The 18,637-nt window shown below is 68.1% G+C and carries 19 protein-coding genes and 1 pseudogene; 11 read left to right on the top strand and 9 right to left on the bottom strand.

Annotation, left to right across the window (positions count from 1 at the left end; genetic code table 11):
* A partial coding sequence (locus AC1DO7_RS18370) for a hypothetical protein (protein WP_477116415.1) occupies positions 1–701 on the bottom strand: 701 nt, incomplete at its 3' end.
* Positions 702–1,013: 312 nt separating this feature from the next.
* A complete protein-coding gene (locus AC1DO7_RS18375) occupies positions 1,014–1,181 on the bottom strand; it encodes a hypothetical protein (RefSeq protein ID WP_441612170.1) in 168 nt (55 codons plus the stop codon).
* 220 nt (positions 1,182–1,401) lie between these two features.
* Here AC1DO7_RS18375 and AC1DO7_RS18380 point away from each other — a divergent pair, with 220 nt between their 5' ends.
* Positions 1,402–2,310, top strand: coding sequence for an alpha/beta fold hydrolase (locus AC1DO7_RS18380; protein ID WP_441612171.1), 909 nt, complete (start codon positions 1,402–1,404; stop codon positions 2,308–2,310).
* On the opposite strand, the gene tdh is transcribed toward AC1DO7_RS18380, so the two are convergent.
* Positions 2,307–3,380, bottom strand: a complete 1,074-nt coding sequence (tdh, locus tag AC1DO7_RS18385) for an L-threonine 3-dehydrogenase (protein ID WP_441612172.1) — start codon at positions 3,378–3,380, stop codon at positions 2,307–2,309. The genes AC1DO7_RS18380 and tdh overlap by 4 nt on opposite strands.
* 33 nt (positions 3,381–3,413) lie before the next feature.
* A complete protein-coding gene (locus tag AC1DO7_RS18390; protein ID WP_441612173.1) occupies positions 3,414–4,616 on the bottom strand; it encodes a glycine C-acetyltransferase in 1,203 nt (400 codons plus the stop codon).
* Positions 4,617–4,831: 215 nt separating this feature from the next.
* On the opposite strand from AC1DO7_RS18390, the gene AC1DO7_RS18395 reads away from it, so the two are divergent.
* Positions 4,832–5,299 carry a hypothetical protein gene (locus AC1DO7_RS18395; protein ID WP_441650010.1) on the top strand — a complete coding sequence of 156 codons (468 nt, stop codon included), beginning with the start codon at positions 4,832–4,834 and terminating at the stop codon, positions 5,297–5,299.
* Between the two features lie 6 nt (positions 5,300–5,305).
* On the opposite strand, the gene AC1DO7_RS18400 is transcribed toward AC1DO7_RS18395, so the two are convergent.
* The 5 genes and pseudogenes from AC1DO7_RS18400 to AC1DO7_RS18420 all read right to left on the bottom strand — a co-directional run bounded on the left by AC1DO7_RS18400 (position 5,306) and on the right by AC1DO7_RS18420 (position 8,608).
* On the bottom strand, positions 5,306–5,590 hold the full coding sequence (locus tag AC1DO7_RS18400; RefSeq protein WP_441612175.1) for an Ada metal-binding domain-containing protein: 285 nt from the start codon (positions 5,588–5,590) through the stop codon (positions 5,306–5,308).
* Complete coding sequence (ada, locus tag AC1DO7_RS18405) at positions 5,587–6,666, bottom strand: bifunctional DNA-binding transcriptional regulator/O6-methylguanine-DNA methyltransferase Ada (RefSeq protein WP_477116416.1); 1,080 nt, start codon at positions 6,664–6,666, stop codon at positions 5,587–5,589. Before ada ends, AC1DO7_RS18400 begins: the two co-directional genes overlap by 4 nt.
* A 66-nt stretch (positions 6,667–6,732) precedes the next feature.
* A complete protein-coding gene (locus AC1DO7_RS18410; RefSeq protein WP_477116420.1) occupies positions 6,733–7,542 on the bottom strand; it encodes a 2OG-Fe(II) oxygenase in 810 nt (269 codons plus the stop codon).
* A pseudogene (locus tag AC1DO7_RS18415) lies at positions 7,491–7,766 on the bottom strand (methylated-DNA--[protein]-cysteine S-methyltransferase); the annotation flags it as partial. The gene AC1DO7_RS18410 and the pseudogene AC1DO7_RS18415, both read right to left, overlap by 52 nt.
* A 332-nt stretch (positions 7,767–8,098) precedes the next feature.
* Positions 8,099–8,608, bottom strand: coding sequence for a TRAP transporter large permease subunit (locus tag AC1DO7_RS18420; protein WP_441612177.1), 510 nt, complete (start codon positions 8,606–8,608; stop codon positions 8,099–8,101).
* Here AC1DO7_RS18420 and AC1DO7_RS18425 point away from each other — a divergent pair.
* From AC1DO7_RS18425 to hisD, 9 genes are all read left to right on the top strand, one after another.
* Positions 8,575–9,624 (top strand): LacI family DNA-binding transcriptional regulator, encoded by a 1,050-nt coding sequence (locus AC1DO7_RS18425; RefSeq protein WP_441612178.1) that lies wholly within the window; start codon positions 8,575–8,577, stop codon positions 9,622–9,624. The genes AC1DO7_RS18420 and AC1DO7_RS18425 overlap by 34 nt on opposite strands.
* A gap of 151 nt (positions 9,625–9,775) precedes the next feature.
* The gene (locus AC1DO7_RS18430) at positions 9,776–10,099 is read left to right on the top strand and encodes a hypothetical protein (protein ID WP_441612179.1); all 324 of its coding nucleotides are present in this window, start codon (positions 9,776–9,778) and stop codon (positions 10,097–10,099) included.
* 427 nt (positions 10,100–10,526) lie between these two features.
* On the top strand, positions 10,527–11,621 hold the full coding sequence (locus tag AC1DO7_RS18435; protein WP_441612180.1) for an ABC transporter substrate-binding protein: 1,095 nt from the start codon (positions 10,527–10,529) through the stop codon (positions 11,619–11,621).
* 28 nt (positions 11,622–11,649) lie between these two features.
* Entirely contained in the window at positions 11,650–12,843 is a 1,194-nt protein-coding gene (locus tag AC1DO7_RS18440; RefSeq protein WP_441612181.1) for an ABC transporter ATP-binding protein, read from the top strand.
* Entirely contained in the window at positions 12,836–14,614 is a 1,779-nt protein-coding gene (locus AC1DO7_RS18445; protein WP_477116417.1) for an ABC transporter permease subunit, read from the top strand. Before AC1DO7_RS18440 ends, AC1DO7_RS18445 begins: the two co-directional genes overlap by 8 nt.
* A complete protein-coding gene (locus AC1DO7_RS18450; protein ID WP_441612183.1) occupies positions 14,611–15,873 on the top strand; it encodes an NAD(P)/FAD-dependent oxidoreductase in 1,263 nt (420 codons plus the stop codon). The genes AC1DO7_RS18445 and AC1DO7_RS18450 overlap by 4 nt, the downstream gene beginning before the upstream one ends.
* A gap of 32 nt (positions 15,874–15,905) precedes the next feature.
* Entirely contained in the window at positions 15,906–16,607 is a 702-nt protein-coding gene (locus AC1DO7_RS18455) for a GntR family transcriptional regulator (protein ID WP_441612184.1), read from the top strand.
* 64 nt (positions 16,608–16,671) lie between these two features.
* Positions 16,672–17,052 (top strand): RidA family protein, encoded by a 381-nt coding sequence (locus AC1DO7_RS18460; protein WP_441612185.1) that lies wholly within the window; start codon positions 16,672–16,674, stop codon positions 17,050–17,052.
* A gap of 267 nt (positions 17,053–17,319) precedes the next feature.
* A complete protein-coding gene (hisD, locus tag AC1DO7_RS18465; RefSeq protein ID WP_441612186.1) occupies positions 17,320–18,633 on the top strand; it encodes a histidinol dehydrogenase in 1,314 nt (437 codons plus the stop codon).
* Positions 18,634–18,637: the final 4 nt, after the last annotated feature.

Consider the following 18,637-nt stretch of genomic DNA (forward strand, 5'->3'; position numbering starts at 1 on the left):
GGCGCGACGACCACGGGCGCCGGGGCGATGACCGCCGGCGCGGCACCGACTGCAACCGTGGCCCCTACCGTCGTCACCGTACCGCCGGTCGTTACCGTGCTGCCGTGTACGACCGTGGTGCCGCCGGTGGTCGTCACGACACCCGGCGCCACGCGGGTCGCGGTGCCGCCGTGCGTGACGGTGCCGCCGTCCGCACCCGTCACCGTGCCCGAGCGGGCACATGTCGACCCGGCGCAACTGGTCGATGCCGCATGGCTGACAGTGTTGCCGTTCGAACGGGTGACCGTGCCGGATGAGGAATACTGGCCCGGCGCCTCGCGCGTCACGCTGCCCGCCGTGGCGGCGGTCTGGCCATTGGGCCCGGTGACATCGCCGGTGTGCGAGCAGGTGCCGCCTGCGCAGCTGGTGTCGCCGGCATGCTGGACCGAACGACCGTTCGGCCCGGTCGCGGTGCCGGCGTTGGAGAACTGCCCCGGCGCGGTACGGGTCACCGTGCCGGTGTTGGTCGCGAGCCCGCCGTAGGGGCCGACGACACCGCCGGCGTGCGAACAGCTGCCGCCTGAGCACGATCCGAAGTGCGCGCCGTTATAAGTGCCGTGCGGCGTGTAGGCCGTGCCGTGGCCGGACCAGCCCGCGAAGGCCGGGGTGCTTGCAAGGATGATCAGCGAGGCGGTGGCTGCGAAGACGTAACGGGATGTCATGGGATGTCCTTCAGGTTCGGGTCTGGCCGCGCACTGCGACGTGGCAACGGGACGAACTATAGGAGCGGGGCGCGAAATAATCGCGGTGGAAAACATGTCGCGGTGTTACACCGGCGTGACTGGGCGACGGGCGGCGAATGCCGCGCCTGTCGGCGGCGCAAGCGCGCCAGGCACGCACGGCAGGGCATCCGCGCCACGTAAAAAAGGGGAGGCACGCCTCCCGGCGTGCCTCCCCTTTCTCCTTGTCAGCCCAGCCTTGTCAGCCTTGCCTGCGCCGACTGCCCCGGGCGCCTCAGAACGGCAGGCGGAGCTTCACCGAAGCGGTCTGGTTGGTGAAGCGGTCACGCACCTCTTGCGCTGGCCTTCGTTGTGGCCGGTGCCGAAGTCTGCCTGCACGCTGACGTCGGTGCGCGCATCCAGGCTGTAGCTGCCGTAGCCGATCAGGCGATAGCCGTCGACGCTGGCGCTCTGCGCCGCCACCGGCGAGTTGCCGTAGGTGCCTTCGTTGCTCAGTGTCAGGCAAGCCGCTGAAGTAGACTTGCCGCTTGTTTGTGTTCGCGACTTTCTTGCTTTCTTGCTTTCTTGTTGTTATGTGGTGCTCAAGGTGCCGGGGAACCGGTACCGCCTTGATTTCTTCCTTACTTCAATCCGTGTGTCTTTGCGTGTGTCGCCTCCCCGTTATTCGCCTGGTCTTTCATTCGTGCGGACCAAGGTCCTGATCCTGCTGGCGGCCCTGCTGCTGGCCGCCTGTACCCATTTCTCTCCTGCCGGGCGCCGGCAGGCCGCCGACGCGCTGGCGCTCACCCATGGCTGGCAGAAACTCCGCCTGCCCACACGGGATTTCGTGCTGACCGCCTATGCGCCGGCACCGGCCGTCGCGGCCGCCGCGGCCGATACGCTGGCCGTCTACATCGAAGGCGACGGCCTGGCCTGGCTCAGCCCGACGCAGCCCTCCGACGATCCGACCCCGCTGCGCCCGGTGGCCCTCGAACTCGCCCTGGCGCATGTCCGGGGCGCCGCGGCATACCTTGCGCGTCCGTGCCAATTCGTCGACGACCAAGACCTGCGCGGCTGCGGCACGGCCTGGTGGACCGGGCGGCGCTTCTCCACCGAGGTGGTCGAGGCCACCGGCCAGGCCATCGACGCGCTCAAGCAGCGCTTCGGCGCGCGCCGGATCGTCCTGGTGGGCTACTCGGGCGGCGGCGCGGTGGCGGCGCTGGTGGCGGCACGGCGCCAGGATGTCGCGCGCCTGGTGACCGTGGCGGGCAACCTGGAGCCGCTGGCGTGGACCACCCTGCACGGCGTGCCGGCACTCGAAGGCTCGCTCAACCCCGCCGACGACTGGCGCCGGCTGCAGGACATTCCGCAGCTGCACTTCGTGGGCGCGCAGGACACCAATGTCACGCGCGAGGTGGCCGCGGCCTATGCCGCGCGCTTTCCCGCCGCCCGGCGACCGCCCGTCCATCTGGTGGAAGGCGCCACCCATGCCTGCTGCTGGGCGCAGAAATGGCCGGCGCTGTGGCCGCTGGCCTTTGCGCCGGACGCGGGTAGCCCGGGCGAGCAGGCTTTCCTGCCCTCCCTGTTATCTGTCGGTCTTGTGATTTATTAAGCGGCGGGAGAGGAAGCCGGGGGCGCGGCGGGTGCGCCCGTGCCGCCGGTCCAGTCCAGCACCACCTTGCCGCTGTTGCCCGAGAGCATGGCAGCGAAGCCGGCCTGGAAGTCGTCCGCGCGGAAGCGGTGGGTGATCATGGGCGTCAGGTCGAGCCCGCTTTGCAGCATGGCGACCATCTTGTACCAGGTCTCGAACATCTCGCGGCCGTAGATGCCCTTGATCTCTAGGCCCTTGAAGATGACCTGGTTCCAGTCGATCGCCATCTTCGACGGCGGGATGCCGAGCATGGCGATCTTGCCGCCATGGTTCATGTGCTCGAGCATGGTGGCGAAGGCGCTCGGCACGCCCGACATCTCCATGCCGACGTCGAAGCCCTCGGTCATGTGCAGCGAGGCCGCGACATCCTTCAGGTTTTCCTGCCCGATGTTGACCGCGCGCGTGGCGCCCATCCTGCGGGCCAGCTCGAGCCGGTAGTCGTTGACATCGGTGATCACCACATTGCGCGCGCCCACATGGCGGGCGATGGCGGCGGCCATGATGCCGATCGGGCCGGCGCCGGTGATGAGCACGTCTTCGCCCACCAGGTTGAACGACAGTGCAGTATGGGTGGCGTTGCCGAACGGGTCGAAGATGGCGGCGATCTCGTCAGGGATGTCGTCGGGGATGCGGAAGGCGTTGAAGGCCGGAATCACCAGGTATTCGGCAAAGGCGCCCGGGCGGTTCACGCCCACGCCCACCGAATTGCGGCACAGGTGCCGGCGTCCGGCGCGGCAATTGCGGCAGAAGCCGCAGGTGATGTGTCCCTCGCCGGAGACGCGGTCGCCGATCGACAGTCCGCGCACCTCCTGCCCGATGGCGACGATCTCGCCCACGTATTCGTGTCCCACCTGCATCGGCACCGGGATGGTGTGCTGCGCCCACTCGTCCCATTTCCAGATATGGATGTCGGTGCCGCAGATGGCGGTCTGGCGGATGCGGATCATCACATCGTTGTGGCCGACTTCCGGCTCGGGCACGTCGGTCAGTGTCAGGCCGGGCGCGCGTTCGAGTTTGGCGAGGGCTTTCATGGCTGGGTTCCTGTGCTGGCGCGGGTTGCGGCTTCAGGCAATGGCGCCGAATTTCCTGCCCACCTTGGCGAAGGCGGCCACCGCGCGATCGATCTGCTCGGCGGTATGCGCGGCGCTCATCTGCGTGCGGATGCGCGCGCGGCCCTTGGGCACCACGGGGAAGGAAAAGCCGACCACGTACACATGCTCGGCCAGCAAGGCATCGGCCATGCCGGTGGCCAGCGCGGCGTCGCCCAGCATCACCGGGATGATGGGGTGCTGGCCGGGCACCAGCGTGAAGCCCAGCGCGGTCATCTCGCGGCGGAAGTGCTCGCCGTTCTCGCGCACGCGCATGCGCAGCGCGGCGCCTTCCGCGCTGGCCAGCAGATCGAGCACCTTCAGCGTGGCGGCGGCGATGCTGGGCGCCAGCGAGTTGGAGAACAGGTAGGGGCGCGAGCGCTGACGCAGCAGTTCCACGATCTCGCGGTGGGCCGCCACGTAGCCGCCGGAGGCGCCCCCCAGCGCCTTGCCCAGCGTGCCGGTGATGATGTCCACGCGGCCTTCCACGCCGCACAGTTCCGGCGTGCCGCGCCCGTGCTCGCCGACGAATCCCACCGCGTGCGAGTCGTCCACCATCACCAGGGCGCCGTACTTGTCGGCCAGGTCGCAGATCGAGCGCAGGTCGGCGATGATGCCGTCCATGGAAAACACGCCGTCGGTGGCGATCAGCTTGAAGCGCGCGCCGGCCGCGTCCGCCTCGCGCAGGCGGGTTTCCAGGTCGGCCATGTCGTTGTTGCGGTAGCGGTAGCGCTTCGCCTTGCACAGGCGCACGCCGTCGATGATGCTGGCGTGGTTGAGCTCGTCGCTGATGACCGCGTCCTGGTCGTCGAGCAACGTCTCGAAGAGGCCGCCGTTGGCGTCGAAGCAGCTCGAGTACAGGATGCTGTCGCCGGTGTGGAGGAATTTCGCCAGCACCGCCTCGAGCGTCTTGTGCACCGACTGCGTGCCGCAGATGAAGCGCACCGACGCCATGCCGAAGCCGTCCTGCTCCAGCCCGCGGCGCGCCGCCTCGATCAGGCGCGGGTCGTCGGCCAGGCCGAGATAGTTGTTGGCACAGAAATTCAGCACATGCTCGCCGCCGGCCAGCCGGATATCGGCCGCCTGCGGGCTGGCGATGACCCGCTCCGCCTTGTGGAAGCCGTCGGCGCGAATGGTGTCGAGGGTGTCGCGGAGATGGGAGAGATAGCGGTCGCGCATGGGATTCCCTGAGGTGGTGGATCGATGGCGTGTGGCGCCTCATGCGCCGTTGCTGTATTGCGTTGCAGCATGGGGAGGTGGGGTTTTGTTATGGTATGCCTGATGTGCTGTGGGTGGGGGAAATGGTTTGTTATCGGGTTTGTTATTGGTTTCTTGGGGGGAGGGATAGTCTTGGCTTCAGGGTCAACGTCTAGGGCGTAAAGGCTTTGGTTTTAATGTCGAAGACAACTTCGAAGGCGAATTCTCAAAGTCAACGTCAACATCAAAGGCAAAATCTTAAGGTCAACGTCAACGTCAACGTCAACGTCAAAGGCTTTCGCGCCCCCGGCGCGACCTACTTTCTTTTGTCCGAAAAGAAAGTAGGCCAAGAAAGCGGACTCCTGGCCGGAGGGGCAGAAGCATCCAGGGGTTACGGGATTTGCGGATTCGTGGTGGGTGTGTCGGTTCTGCTGGAATCTGCCGGTACCGGCGCTGACGGCCACTACACTGCGAGAGGTGCTTGTTTCGTGGTGATGCCCCTGAGCGCTGGTGCACTGCTTGTTCGGGCATCTGCCGTTACCGGGTCGGGCGGCCACGGCATTGTGGCCTCGCTGGTTTCGTGGTGGGCGTGGTGGACCGGTGGTCGAGTCAAAGCCGGCAGCTGCGGTGTTCGTCGCGCTGGCGCTGCTGCGCGCCAGGCGTGATCCTGTTCAAGGCGGTGGAATGGGCGGAAGAGCGGCTGCCTTCCAGCGGGCGTACGCCACTGGCATGCACGCCGCGCACGGCCGGTAGCCTGCCGCGATGGCATGTGCCTCGTCGAGAAAGAACACGCGTTGCGGCGCATAGCCGCCGCGGGCGATGGCGCGCAGCGCGCTGCGGCAATCGAGCCGGCCGTACAGGCGCCCGCCGCGGTGGCCGCCCAGCGTGCCGGGCGCCGGACTTTGGTATGGCTTGCCGTCCGGCCCGACCAGGGTCCAGTTGCGCGCCGCGGTCAAGCCTGCCCCTCGCGCTCCAGCAAGCTCCGCTTGCGCTCCACGCCCCAGCGATACCCCGATAGCTGGCCGTCGCTGCGCACCACGCGATGGCAGGGAATCGCCACGGCGATATGGTTCGCGCCGCATGCCTGCGCCACCGCCCGCACCGCCTTCGGCGCGCCGATGCGCGCGGCAATCTCCGCGTAGCTGGCGGTGGAGCCGGGCGGGATCTCCCTCAGCGCCTGCCACACGCGCTCCTGGAAGGCGGTCCCGCGTACATCGAGCGGCAGGTCGAAGCCCAGCGACGGCGCTTCGATCAGCCCGACCACCTGCGCGATCAACTGCTCGAAGCCGGCGTCGCCGCCGATCAGGTTGGCCTTGGGGAACTGGTCCTGCAACTCGCGCGCGAGCGCATCGGGGTCGTCGCCGAGCAGGATCGCGCAGACCCCGCGCTCGCTCTGCGCCACCAGGATGGAGCCGAGCGAGCACTCGCCCACGGCAAAGCGGATATCCGTGTTGGCGCCGCCGGCGCGGTAGCGGCTTGCGGTCATGCCGAGCATCTGGCCGGAGGTTTCGTAGAAGCGGCTGTTCGAGTTGAAGCCGGCGTCGTAGATGGCTTCGGTGACGGAGCCGGCGCGCCCCAGCCGGTCGCGCAGCTTGCGTGCGCGGTGGGCGCCGGYATAGGCCTTGGGCGTAAGCCCGGTGACGGCCTTGAACACGCGGTGGAAGTGGAACGGGCTCAGGCGGGCCTGGCTGGCGAGTGCGTCGAGCGCGGGCGGCTCGTCCGCGTTCTCGATCTGGCGGCAGGCCTCGGCAATCAGCGCGGCATGCTGGGCCGCCATTGCTGACTGGTCCGCCGCGGCCCGCTTGCTCGGGCGGTAGCCGGCAGCCTCGGCGGCTGCCGGTGTATCGAAGAACTCCACGTTTTCCGGGCGCGGCAACCGTGAAGGACTGCTCGGGCGGCAGTAGATGCCGGTGGTCTTCACCGCATAGACGAAGTCGGCGTCCGCCGCCGGGTCGCGCGCCAGCACGCGGGCCCAGCGCGGGTCGTGTTCGGTCGTTGCCTTCGTTGCCGCCGTTGCCTTCTTTGCTTTCATGATGCTCACTGTATGCCGATGCCGCGCGTTGCGCACGCCGTGGCTTGTGCCGCATGCCGCATGCCGCTAGGCGGCGTCGTGGAAGATGATGCCAAGCACATGCCGGTGTCCCGAACGCAGCCGGCTCACGCCGTGGCGCAGCTTGACACGATAGCTGCCGCGCGTGCCCTGCACCGGGCGCTGGTTCACCGCGAACACCACGGCGTCGCCCTTGCGCAGCGGCACCACCTCGGCGCGCGACTGCATGCGYGGGCGCTGTTCGGTCAGCACGAATTCGCCGCCGGTGAARTCSSTGCCCGGCTCGGACAGCAGGATSGCYACCTGSAGCGGRAACACMTGYKCGCCGTACAGGTCCTGGTGCAGGCAGTTGTAGTCGTCCGGCCCGTATTGCAGGATCAGCGGGGTGGGGCGCGCCTGGCCGGCATCGTGGCAGCGGCGCAGGAAATCGGCGTGCCGTGCCGGATAGCGGATGCCGATGTCCATCGCGGCGTTCCAGCGGTTGGCCACGGGCACGAGATGCGCATAGAGCGCGCCGCGCAAGGCCTCGACCAGGCCGGGCAGCGGATAGCTGAAGTATTTGTATTCGCCACGGCCGAAGCCGTGGCGGCTCATGACCACGCGTGAGCGGAACAGGTCCTCGCGCGGGTAGAGCGCGGCCAGCGCATCGCAGGCCTGCGGTGCGAGCAGCCCGGCGATGACGGCGCAGCCCTGGCGCTCCAGTTCTTCGCCGATGGCATCCCAGGGCAACGTATCGGCATGCCGGCCAGCCGCCTGCGCGCCGCCCGTCAATGCGCCGCCGCTATCTGCCATTGCATGGTCTGCCTTCATGCCCGCGCCTCGCGCTGCAGCAGTTCGCGCTTGCGTTGCACCCCCCAGCGATAGCCGGAGAGCGCGCCGTCCTGCTTCACGATGCGGTGGCAGGGAATGGCGATGGCCAGCAGGTTGGCTGCGCAAGCACCGGCCACGGCGCGCGCCGCTGCGGGCCGGCCGATGCGTGCGGCGATGTCGGCATAGCTTGCCGTGCTGCCTGCCGGTACCGCGCGCAACGCCTGCCATACCCGCTGCTGGAAGGCGGTGCCGCCAATGTCCAGGGGCAGGTCGCAGGCACTTCCGGGCGACGAAGCCAGGCTGGCGGCCCGCGCCAGAAGCCCCGCCAGGTCTGGTTGCGCCCGCCGCAGCGTGGCGGCGGGGAAGGCCGCGCGCAGTTCGCCGTGCAGCGCCTGCTCATCCTCGCCGAGGAGCAAGGCGCAGACGCCGCGTTCGCTTTGCGCGACCAGCACGTAGCCAAGCGCGCAGGCGCCGATCGCGTAGCGGACTGGCGCGAGGCCAGGACCGGCGATCTTGCCTTGTGAGGTGGATGGCATGCCTTGCATGGCGGACTCCTTTGCATAGATGGCGATGAAGCCAACTCTAGGCCAGGATTCCTCGCCGATCACTCCGTGTCTTGCTGTCGAATTCCATGCCGGCGCGCCGCCGCGCCGGTGCGGTGGTGCGATTTCGGCGGGGCACTTGCATTTGCCCCGCACTCGCCTATCATCCTGTAAATCGTTTTAGTAAACCGTTTTACTGAAACACTTAAGACCTTGATTCCACCCACGGCCGTTGCGGCGCACCATAAGCAAGAAGCGTGGCAGGTGCCGAACAAGATCATCAGCGGCGCCGCGACCAGGACGAAGGCGCCACTGCCGTCGTGGGCGGCCAGCCCGGTCAGGGCCGCCTGCATCAGCGCGGGCAGCTGCTGCACCGAAAGCGAGAAGGCCAGGCTCGAGGCAGTGGCAAACACGAAGAGGATGCCTCCGGCCATGGCCGCGGCGCGCACGAACAGCCGCACCACCGCGCGCGCATCGAGTTCGCGGAACACCAGCACGCCGGCCAGCAACGCATGGAAGCTGGCCTGAGAACCCGAACATGGCAACCATACAAGATGTGGCCAGGCTGGCAAACGTATCCGTCAGCTCCGTCTCCAACGTGCTCAACGGCCGTACCGAGCGGCTCAATCCCGCCACCTTCGCGCGCGTGGAGCAGGCTATCCGCACGCTGGGCTTTCGCCCCAGCCAGGTCGCGCGCCAGCTCAAGACCGGGCAGACGCCGATGCTGGGCTTGCTCGTGCCGTCCACCGCCAATCCCATGTACGGGCAGTTCGCGGTCCTGATCGAAGCCGAGGCGCAGCGCCAGACCGGCTTCCGCGTATTGCTGGGCAATACCAACCGCGACCGCGACCAGGAAGCGAGCATGCTCGACGACCTGCTCTCCTTCGGCGTGCACGGCGTGATCATCGTCTCCTCCCTGACCGACGAGCTGCACTTCGAGGCGCCCGCGCGCCAGGGCCTGGCGATGGTGAGCTATGACGGCGGCGTCGATCCCAGGGTGCCGGCGCGCATCGACCACGTCCAGCCCGACAACTTCCAGGCGGGCCATCTCGCCGCCTCGCACCTCATTGCCCTGGGCCACCGGCGCATTGCCTTCGTCATGCCTGCCGGGCGCACCGTCAGCCGCGCCTGCAAGATCGATGGTTTTCTCGCCGCCGCGCGCGAGGCCGGCATTGGAGACGGCGCGGAGGTGCTCGAGTGCCCGCCAAGCGCTTACTATGGCGACGCCGAGCTGGCCGAGCTCGGCCAGCTCGAGGGCATGCGGCTGGCACGCAGCAAATCGCGTCCCACCGGGCTGATCGCGGTCAACGATATGATGGCCATCGGGCTGATGTCGGGCCTGCACCAGGCTGGCTTGTCGGTGCCGGCCGACGTTTCCGTGATCGGCATGGACGATATCGGCATGTGCGCCTACACCAATCCCGCGCTGACCTCGGTGGCCATGCCCTTCGGCGAGATGGCCGAGGCCATGGTGCGCCGGGTCGTGATGCGGCTGGCACAGCCGGAACTGGCGCCGACCCGCATGTGTTTCCCCAGCGGCCTGGTGCAGCGCCAGTCCACCGCGCCGCCGCTGGCGCCACGGCGCTGACGCAGGGAGCGGGTGGCCGGCACAACGGTTTTTACGCTCGAGGCACGCGGGGGAGCCGCGCGCCGCGGGACGCAGGTCGCGCGCGCCATGCCGTGCGCGCGGTGGTTGTCCGAGGTTGATTCTTGGAGCCGATTCATGGAGGAAACTGGAAATGGTGGTGGACAAAGAGGAACGCCGGCCGGCAGGAACGGCCAGGATCCACGTCGAGGCGGGCTACGCCATCGAGGTGGACATCATGCGGGTGGAGGACGGCTCGTGGGGGGCACTGGTGCGGTTGTCGAAGCTGGCCGACCGCGGCGCGCCCGCGGCCCATTTCATGCTCAACCGCACCTTCGGGGATCGCGCCATGGCTTTCTCCTACACGCTGGCGCTCACGCGCGAATGCGTGCTGCAGTTCGCGCCGGCCGAGGCGGTGGCCATTGCCCGCATGCTTGGCACTAGCCAGGCTCCGGCGAGCGGTAGCAGCGAGGACTAGCGGAGCGCCGCGCGAGGCAAGCGCGGATGGTTTTTTTCCACAAGGCGCAGATCGCGGGGAGATGACCAAGACGACACGCACGCCCCCGGCAAGAAGGGGCAGCGGTACGTCGTGGTGTCACGAAGGAGGGGCCGCCCGGCAAGGCGAGGGGGGCGACGATCACATTTCTGCCCGACGGCGAAGGACTGGCTGGCGAGGCGGGACAAGGGGCTGCACGCCGCGCGTGCGGCCCCTTTGCATTGGCGCGGCAGGTCCGGGCATAGCCCGCCCGCGCGGATCGGGGTGACGTGGAATGCAAGTGGGCGAGGGGGGCGCACTAAGCGTTTACCCCGCCTCATTTTTCTTTGACGTCCCTCTGTGACATGTCTACTATGATCGTGACATGTCAGCAAACGCTGGCGCTGATGATCCCATCCCAGGAGCCGAAATGGTCGCCGCGCGCAAAATGAAGTCGGGGAAAGTTGACGGAGCCCGACGCAAAGTCATCCACCAACTCGCCGGGGCGGCCGTTGCCGGCCTGGCGTTTCCCTATATCGGAGGCACGGCGCGTGCGCAGGAAAAGCGCATCGTCGTCCGGGACCCGGGCGGCCCGTATGCGGACGCGTTCGCCGAAGCCTTCTACAAGCCCTTCAAGGCCGCGACGGGCATCGAGGTCGTGCCGATCGTGGCGCAGTCCGATCCCACCGCGATGATCAAGGGCATGGTCGAGGCCAGGAACTATGCGTGGGACCTGGCGCTCCTGAACCGGCAGTCGCAGGAAGTGCTGACCGACCCCAGGACCGGAGTCTTCCTGGAAGAGGTCAGGGTCAAGGCGCCGGAGATCCCGGACAAGTACAACAGCCAGTACATGATCGCGACGCTGTTGCTGCAGACCGTGCTGGCGGTGCGCACCGACAAGTTCAAGGGCCGCGCCGTGCCCGCATCGTGGAAGGACTTCTGGGACGTGAAGAACTTCCCCGGACGCCGCGCGCTGCGCCGCCATCCGCAGGACACGCTGGAGGAAGCCTTCCTCGGCATGGGCGGCAACGCCGGGTCGGTCTACCCGATCGATGCGAAGGCGTCCTTCGAGGGGCTGGCGCGCATCAAGAAGGATATCCAGGTGTGGTGGACCAGCGGCGCGCAGACCTCGCAGATGCTAAAGAGCGGCGAGGTCGACATGTGCCCCACCTGGAACGCCCGTGCGCAGGCCGCCATCGATGAAGGGGCGCCCGTCAAGATCATCTGGAACCAGGGCCTGTGGAGCACCGAAGGCTTCTGCATTCTCAAGGGCTCGCCCAAGGCGGAGCTGTGCCGCGAGTTCATCAAGTTCACCTGCGACGCGCAGCGGCAGGCCGAATACACCAGGCGCCTCGCGTACGGGCCTTCCAACCCCAACGCCTACAAGTACATCGACCCGGTGCGCGCAAAGTCGCTGCCCACCCATCCCGACAACCTGGCCACCGCGATCCAGATCGATGCGCGCTACTGGGGCAACAACAAGGACAGGATGACGGAATCGTTCAACACCTGGCTGCTGGCATGAACCCGGCTGCGAGCAAAGGATGCAGAGCATGAAAATGGTAGCCAGGAAAGACGCCGGCGACGCCGCGCACGACCATCAGGCACCGGGCCAGGCCGAGGCCGGCGCCACGCCGCCGCAGGCGTGCCCGCAGCGCGCGGAAAAGCTGCGCATCGAATGCCTGTCCAAGCACTACGGCGATACCTGTGCGCTGGAGCCGACCGATCTCGCCGTGCGGCAGGGCGAGTTCGTGACCTTGCTCGGGCCGTCGGGTTCGGGCAAGACGACGCTGCTGATGATGATCGCCGGCCTTGTGCCGCCGACCTCGGGCAGCATCTGGATCGAGCAGAAGGACGCCACGCGCGCACCGCCCTACCGGCGCGATATCGGCATGATGTTCCAGAGCTATGCGCTGTTCCCGCACATGACGGTGGGCGAGAACATCGCCTTCCCGCTGCGCATGCGCAATATGGGCAAGGAGGCCATCGCCCGCGAGGTCGATGCGATCCTGGCCCTGATCAAGCTGCCGGGCATCCGCGACCGCTTCCCGGCGCAGCTCTCGGGAGGGCAGCAGCAACGCGTGGCGCTGGCGCGCGCGATCGTGCACAAGCCGTCGATCGTGCTGATGGACGAGCCGCTGGCGGCGCTGGACAAGTCGCTGCGCATCCATATGCAGGCGGAGATCCGGCAATTGCAGAAGCAGCTCGGCATCACGGTGCTGTACGTCACCCACGACCAGGAAGAGGCGATGACCATGTCCGATCGCATCTGCCTGATGAACAATGCCAGGATCGAGCAGATCGGCACGCCRGAATCGCTCTACTTCGCACCGCAGAGCCTGTTCGCCGGCCAGTTCCTCGGCGAGTCGAACTGCCTGCGTGGGGTGCTTGAATCGGTCGACGGCGAGCGGCAGCTTGCCTGCCTGCGCACCGCGTCGGGGCAGCAGCTGCGCGGGCGGCTGGCGCAAGCGGTCGAGCCGGGCCATGAGGCGGTGATGCTGGTGCGACCGGAGTCGCTGCGCGTCTCCATGAGCGTGGCCGACAGCAGCGCCAACCACCTGCCCTGCCGCATCGAGGACAGCGTGGTCATGGGTTCGCTGTCGCGCCAGCACGTCGTGCTCGCCGATGGCCAGCGCCTGGTGGCGGTGGGCCTGACGCGCGCGGGCCGGGCCGAGGGCGCGGGCAGCAGCAGCGCGGTTCATTTCAACGAGGCGGATGCCATGATCTTCGGAGCCCAGCATGGCTAGTCAATCGCTTGCCGCGCGGCAATGGACCGGCCCGGCGCTGGTCACGCCGACGCTGCTGTTCCTGGCCGCCACCGTGTTCGTTCCCGTGGTCCTGCTGCTCTGCGCGTCGCTGTTCGGCGCCGGCGGATTCTCCTCGTCCGCCTTCACGCGGCTGGCGAGCACGCCGGTCTATATGCAGGTACTCGGCCACAGCCTGTACCTGTCGGCAGTCGCGGCCACGGTTGCCGTGATCGCCGGGTTCCCCGTGGCCGCGGCGATCTCGCGGGCGTCGGGCGGATGGCGCCAGTTGCTCTGGCTCGGCGTGCTGCTGCCGTTCTGGACCAGCTTCCTGGTGCRCACCATCGCCTGGATCGTCATCCTCGGCCGCACCGGCGTGGTCAACAGCGTGCTCACGTCGAGCGGCATCAGCCAGGAGCCGCTCGAACTGCTCTACACCAACTTCAGCGTCATCGTCGGACTGGTGCATGTATTGCTGCCGCTGGCGATCCTGACCATGCTGCCGATCCTGGAGTCGCTCGACCGGCGCCTGCTGTCGGCCGCGCAGACGCTCGGCGCGCAGCCGGGCGTGACGTTCTTCACCGTGTACCTGCCACTGAGCGCGCCCGGCGTCACGGCGGCGTGGCTGACCACGTTCATCTCCGCGCTGGGCTTCTTCATCACGCCGTCGCTGCTGGGTTCGCCCAGGCAGACCATGATGGCGCAGCTCATCATCCAGCAGGTGCAGGAGATGCTCGACTGGGGCCTGGCCGCGGCGCTGTCGGTCCTGACCCTGGTCGCCACGCTGATCATCTACTGGTGCTACGACAAGCTGGTGGGGCTGTCCACGGTGGCGGGCGAGGCCGCCGCGCCGAAGGCCGGCGCGCGTGCCGGGGGCAGGCTTCGCAGTGCCGCCTATGCAGTCTGCTGGTTCCTCGGCAAGTCGCTCGACCGCGTGGTGGTGCCGCTGGCGCAGGCGCTGCCGCAAGCGCGCAAGGGTGCCGCCGATGGCCGGGGCCGGTTGTCGGCCACCGTGGCGGTGATCGTCATCGTCGCGCTCAGCCTGCCGGTGCTGCTGCTGATTCCGGAGTCGTTCACGTCCAGTGCGTTCATCGACTGGCCGCCCACCGGCTTCACCCTGCACTGGTACGAGGAGATCTTCGCCTCGCCGCTGTGGATGGGCGCGATCCAACGCTCGCTCGGCGTGGCGGCCGGCACCGCGGTGCTGGCCAGCGTGATCGGCATTCCCGCGGCCTTTGCCTTTGCGCACCAGCGACTGCCGCTGCGCTCGCTCGTGCTCGGCGCCATCCTCGCGCCCATRATCCTGCCGCGCATCATCGTTGCGCTGGGCCTGTTCTACGTGCTGTCCCGCCTGGGCTGGCTGGGGTCCTCCCTGGCGCTGGTGATCGGCCACACGGCGCTCGCGCTGCCGTACGTCGTGATCACCGTTTCGGCGTCCCTGCGGTCGTATGACCGCCGCCTCGACGACGCAGCCAGCATCCTTGGCGCCAACACGCTGACGCGGCTGCGCCGCATCACGCTGCCGATCATCGCGCCGGGCGTGCTGTCGGCCTTCATCTTTGCCTTCGTCACGTCGTTCGACGATCTCACGCTCGCGCTCTTCGTCAGCGGCGGGCTGTTCACCACGCTGCCCAAGCAGATGTGGGACGACGCACTGCTGAAGGTCAGCCCGTCGCTCGCCGCGGTATCCGTGCTGCTGTTCGGCGCGGTGCTGGCGATCATTGCCGTGTCTTACCTGCTGCGCCGCAAGGCTGCCGGCGCCGCGAGGGCATGATGAAAGAACAAACCATCGAGCAGGACGACGTGCTGGTCATCGGCGCGGGCATCATCGGCGTCACCGCCGCCTACAACCTGATCCTGCAAGGCCGGAAGGTCACGCTGCTGGACCGGCAGGCACCTGGCTTCGGTTGCTCGTTCGGCAACGCCGGCGGACTGAGCCCGGGCATCAGCTTTCCGCTGGCCACCCCCGGCATGTACCGTCACCTGGCCGGCTGGCTGCTGGACCCGGAAAGCCCCGTCACCGTGTCCTGGCGGCGCTTGCCCGCGGCGTTGCCCTGGCTGGCGCGCTTTCTTTTCGCGGGCACGCCGGCCCGGTCGCACACGGCGGCGGCCGGCATGCGCAAGATGATGCGCAATTCGCTGGAGGACTATGCGCCGATCATCGCATTCGCCGAAGCGCAGGACCTGATCCATCGCGTCGGCCAGCTGTACCTCTACAGCACCGATGCCGCGTTCGAGGAGGAGGCCGCCGCCGTCGCGGCGCGGGAACGGCTGGGAATCGCGCAGACGCTGCTGTCCGCGCAGGCRCTGGCGGAGTACGAGCCCGAGTTGTCGCCCGTGTTCCGGCACGGCATCTTTTTCCCGGGGCACGGGCATTGCTCGAACCCGCAGCAGTTCGTCGCCCGCATCGCCGATGCCTGCGTGCGCGCCGGCGGGGCGCGCCTGGTGCGCGATGAGGTAGTGCGTATCGCCGGTGCTGACGGCGGCATCCGCGTCTTCACGGCCAATGGCGAGCGGCGCGCGGCCCAGGTGGTGGTGGCGGCGGGCATCCATTCGAATGCGCTGATCCGCCCGTTCGGCTGGAAGGTGCCGCTCGAAAGCCATCGGGGCTACCATCTCCAGGTAGCGCAGCCGGGCGTCAACGTCACGCGCAACGTCATGTGGGCGGAGCGCAAGACACTGGTGACGCCGATCGGCGGCGGCTTGCGGGTGGCCGGGACCGCCGAGATCGGCGGGCTCGCCGCGCCGCCGACGCCGGCGCGCTTCACGCAGCTGGCGCGCACGCTGCAGGAAGTCTATCCGCGTGCCAATATCGGGCAGCGCTCGGAATGGATGGGGCACCGGCCCTGCACGCCGGATTCGCTGCCGGTGCTCGGGCCGCTGCCCGGCGCGGAGCGCGTGATCTGCGCGTTCGGCCATGGCCACGTCGGGCTGACAGCCGCCTCGTTCACGGGCCGCGTGATCGGCATGGCGGCAGCCAACGCGTCGATGTCCGATGCCTGGCAGGAATTCTCGATCGCACGCTTCGGTTGACGGCACGCGATCCACTACAAGGAAAACACAATATGAACGTTCGCGATCCCCTGCTGGACCCCGAACTCGGGGACAGCAAGAAGCCCTTGCAGCACCAGATCTTCGACGATATCAAGCGCCGCGTGATCACCTGCGACCTGCTTCCCGGCGCCGAGGTCACGGAAAAGGCGCTGGCCGACGAGTACGGCGTCACCAAGGCCCCGATCCGCAGCGCCCTGGCGCGGCTGACCGAGTCCGGCTGGCTGGTGAGCGCCCCGCGCAAGGGGCATGTGGTCTCGCCATTGACCGTCAAGGACGTGATGGAGATCTTCGATGCGCGCGAGCTGGTGGAGCCGCATACCGCGCGGCTGGCCGCGGGGCATGTGTCGCGCGCCACGCTGGTCAAGCTCAACGACGCCTGCACGCGCGAGTACGACCTGGACGACACCGAAGCCAAGCGGCAGTTCCTGCTGGCCAACGCGGCGTTCCATATCGGCATCGGGCGCGCATGCGGCAACGGCCGGCTGGCGCTGATGCTCGAGCAACTCCATGAGCAGGCGCTGCGCGTGCTGTACCTGAGCATCAGCGCGAGCGACCGCTCGGCGTCCTGGCGCCACGGGCACGAGTCGATGATCGACGTACTCGTCTCGGGCGACGCGGAAGAGGCAGCGGCGCGCACCCTGGCCGGCATCAGGCGCAGCCGCCAGTCGGTCATGGACATCGTCAGGCAGCACGAAGGCAGGATCTTCGTCTGAACGATCCTTGCCTTGCGCAGAACCAGTTTTTACCAACGGCTTAGCCATGGAGAAAGAGCAGGAAATGAGCACGTCTTCCATCACACGAATCAACACCGGCCCGCGCCTGTCGGACGTCACCATCCACAATGGCCTGGTCTACCTGGCCGGGCAGGTGCCCCGCGGCACGCTGGAGGGCACCATCGAGGAACAGACCGCGGAAGTCCTCGCCACCATCGACCGCCTGCTGGGCGCCGCGGGGTCGGGCAAGGAGCGCATCCTGTCGTGCCAGATCTTCCTGGCCGACATCGGCGAGATTGCGCGCATGAACACCGCCTGGGACGCCTGGGTGCCGCAAGGCAAGTGTCCGTGCCGCGCCACCGTGCAGGCGAAGCTGGCCAATCCCGCCTGGCGCATCGAGATCGTGGTGGTCGCGGCGCTCGCCGCGCAGCAACAGGCCGCCTGACATTCCCCTGGCCGGGCATGGCGCGGTCCGGCCACGTCATCGACGCTGGCTGTCTCCCGGCACCGGACCCGCTCCGATGACGCTGGACAGCACGGGCGGCAACAACGAATAGCAGCAACCGGTGCCCGGTGGCCCGCCACCGGCAAGGGCGGCGCTCGTCCTGAAAACCCGGGGCGGAAGGCTTTCCGCCCGGCAACAACCTGGTCGCCTCGCGCGCCGGCCACCGGCTGGCGTGCGGCGGCCTCCACTGACAAAATTGGAGCGAACGTGATCTCCCACCTGAAGCAAGCCGCCATCCAAACGAATATTTCCCAATCGTCCTCGCCGCAGGTGCGCCAGGTGGTCGAGGACGCGATCGGCCAGATCCGCGCCCGCGGCGACGCCGCGGTGCGCGATCTCTCGAAGCAGTTCGATAGCTGGGAGCCGGCCTCGTTCCGTCTCAGCCAGGCGCAGATCGAGGACGCCATCGCCAGGCTGCCAGCGCAGACGCTGGCGGATATCCGCGAGGCCCAGGCCAATGTGCAGCGCTTCGCGCAACTGCAGAAGGCGTCGATCACCGATTTCGAGGCGGAAGTCCAGCCCGGCATCGTGCTGGGCCAGAAGAACATCCCGATCAACTCCGTGGGTGCCTACATCCCCGGCGGGCGCTATCCGCTGCTGGCTTCGGCCCATATGATCATCACCACGGCGAAGGTCGCGGGCGTCAGGCGCGTGGTCGCCTGCACGCCGCCGAACCGCGGCCGCATTCCGGACGCTTCGGTGGCGGCGGCGCACCTCGCCGGCGCCGACGAGATCTACCTGCTGGGCGGCGTCCAGGCCGTCGGGGCCATGGCCATCGGTACCGAGACCATCGCCCGCGTGGACATGCTGGCCGGACCCGGCAATGCCTTTGTCGCCGAAGCGAAGCGCCAGTTGTTCGGCGAGGTCGGCATCGACCTGTTTGCCGGCCCGACGGAGGTACTGATCATCGCCGACGAGGCCGCGGATCCCTTCGTGGTGGCCACCGACCTGATCAGCCAGGCCGAGCACGGCCCGGACTCCCCGGCGGTGCTGGTGACCACGTCCAGGGCGCTGGGCGAAGCCGTGCTCAAGGAGATGGAAACCCAGTTCTCGAACCTGGCGACGCGCGATGTCGCGCAGGCGGCCTGGCGCGATTTCGGCGAGATCATTCTCGCCGATACGCTCGACGAAGCGTTCGCGGTATCGGACGAATACGGCAGCGAGCATGTCCAGGCGCTGATCAGGGAGCCGCGCCTGGCGCTGGAGAAGCTGACCACCTACGGCGCGCTGTTCATGGGCGAGAACACCTGCGTGTCGTTCGGCGACAAGGTGATCGGCACCAACCACGTGCTGCCCACGCGCGGCGCGAGCCGCTATACGGGCGGGCTTTGGGTGGGCAAGTTCCTGAAGACGGTGACGTACCAGGAAATCACCTCCCTGGAGGCCAGCGCCGCGATGGGGGCGCTGTGCGCGCGCGCCTCGCGCGCGGAGAACTTCGAGGGGCATGCCCGCTCGGGCGATGTGCGCGCTTCGCGTGCCAGCGGCGCCAGGCCGGAGTGGGCGGCCATGGCCGACGCCTGATGCC

This window comes from Cupriavidus sp. 05N40 (genome assembly GCF_056397305.1).

Excerpts from the sequence above, each read along its gene's own strand:
- AC1DO7_RS18430 (WP_441612179.1), top strand. The coding sequence starts at position 9,776 with ATGGTGGTGGACAAAGAGGAACGCCGGCCGGCAGGAACGGCCAGGATC.
- AC1DO7_RS18395 (WP_441650010.1), top strand. The coding sequence starts at position 4,832 with ATGTCGAAGACAACTTCGAAGGCGAATTCTCAAAGTCAACGTCAACAT.
- AC1DO7_RS18425 (WP_441612178.1), top strand. The coding sequence starts at position 8,575 with ATGGCAACCATACAAGATGTGGCCAGGCTGGCAAACGTATCCGTCAGC.
- tdh (WP_441612172.1), bottom strand. The coding sequence starts at position 3,380 with ATGAAAGCCCTCGCCAAACTCGAACGCGCGCCCGGCCTGACACTGACC.
- AC1DO7_RS18455 (WP_441612184.1), top strand. The coding sequence starts at position 15,906 with ATGAACGTTCGCGATCCCCTGCTGGACCCCGAACTCGGGGACAGCAAG.
- AC1DO7_RS18390 (WP_441612173.1), bottom strand. The coding sequence starts at position 4,616 with ATGCGCGACCGCTATCTCTCCCATCTCCGCGACACCCTCGACACCATT.
- AC1DO7_RS18435 (WP_441612180.1), top strand. The coding sequence starts at position 10,527 with ATGGTCGCCGCGCGCAAAATGAAGTCGGGGAAAGTTGACGGAGCCCGA.
- AC1DO7_RS18460 (WP_441612185.1), top strand. The coding sequence starts at position 16,672 with ATGAGCACGTCTTCCATCACACGAATCAACACCGGCCCGCGCCTGTCG.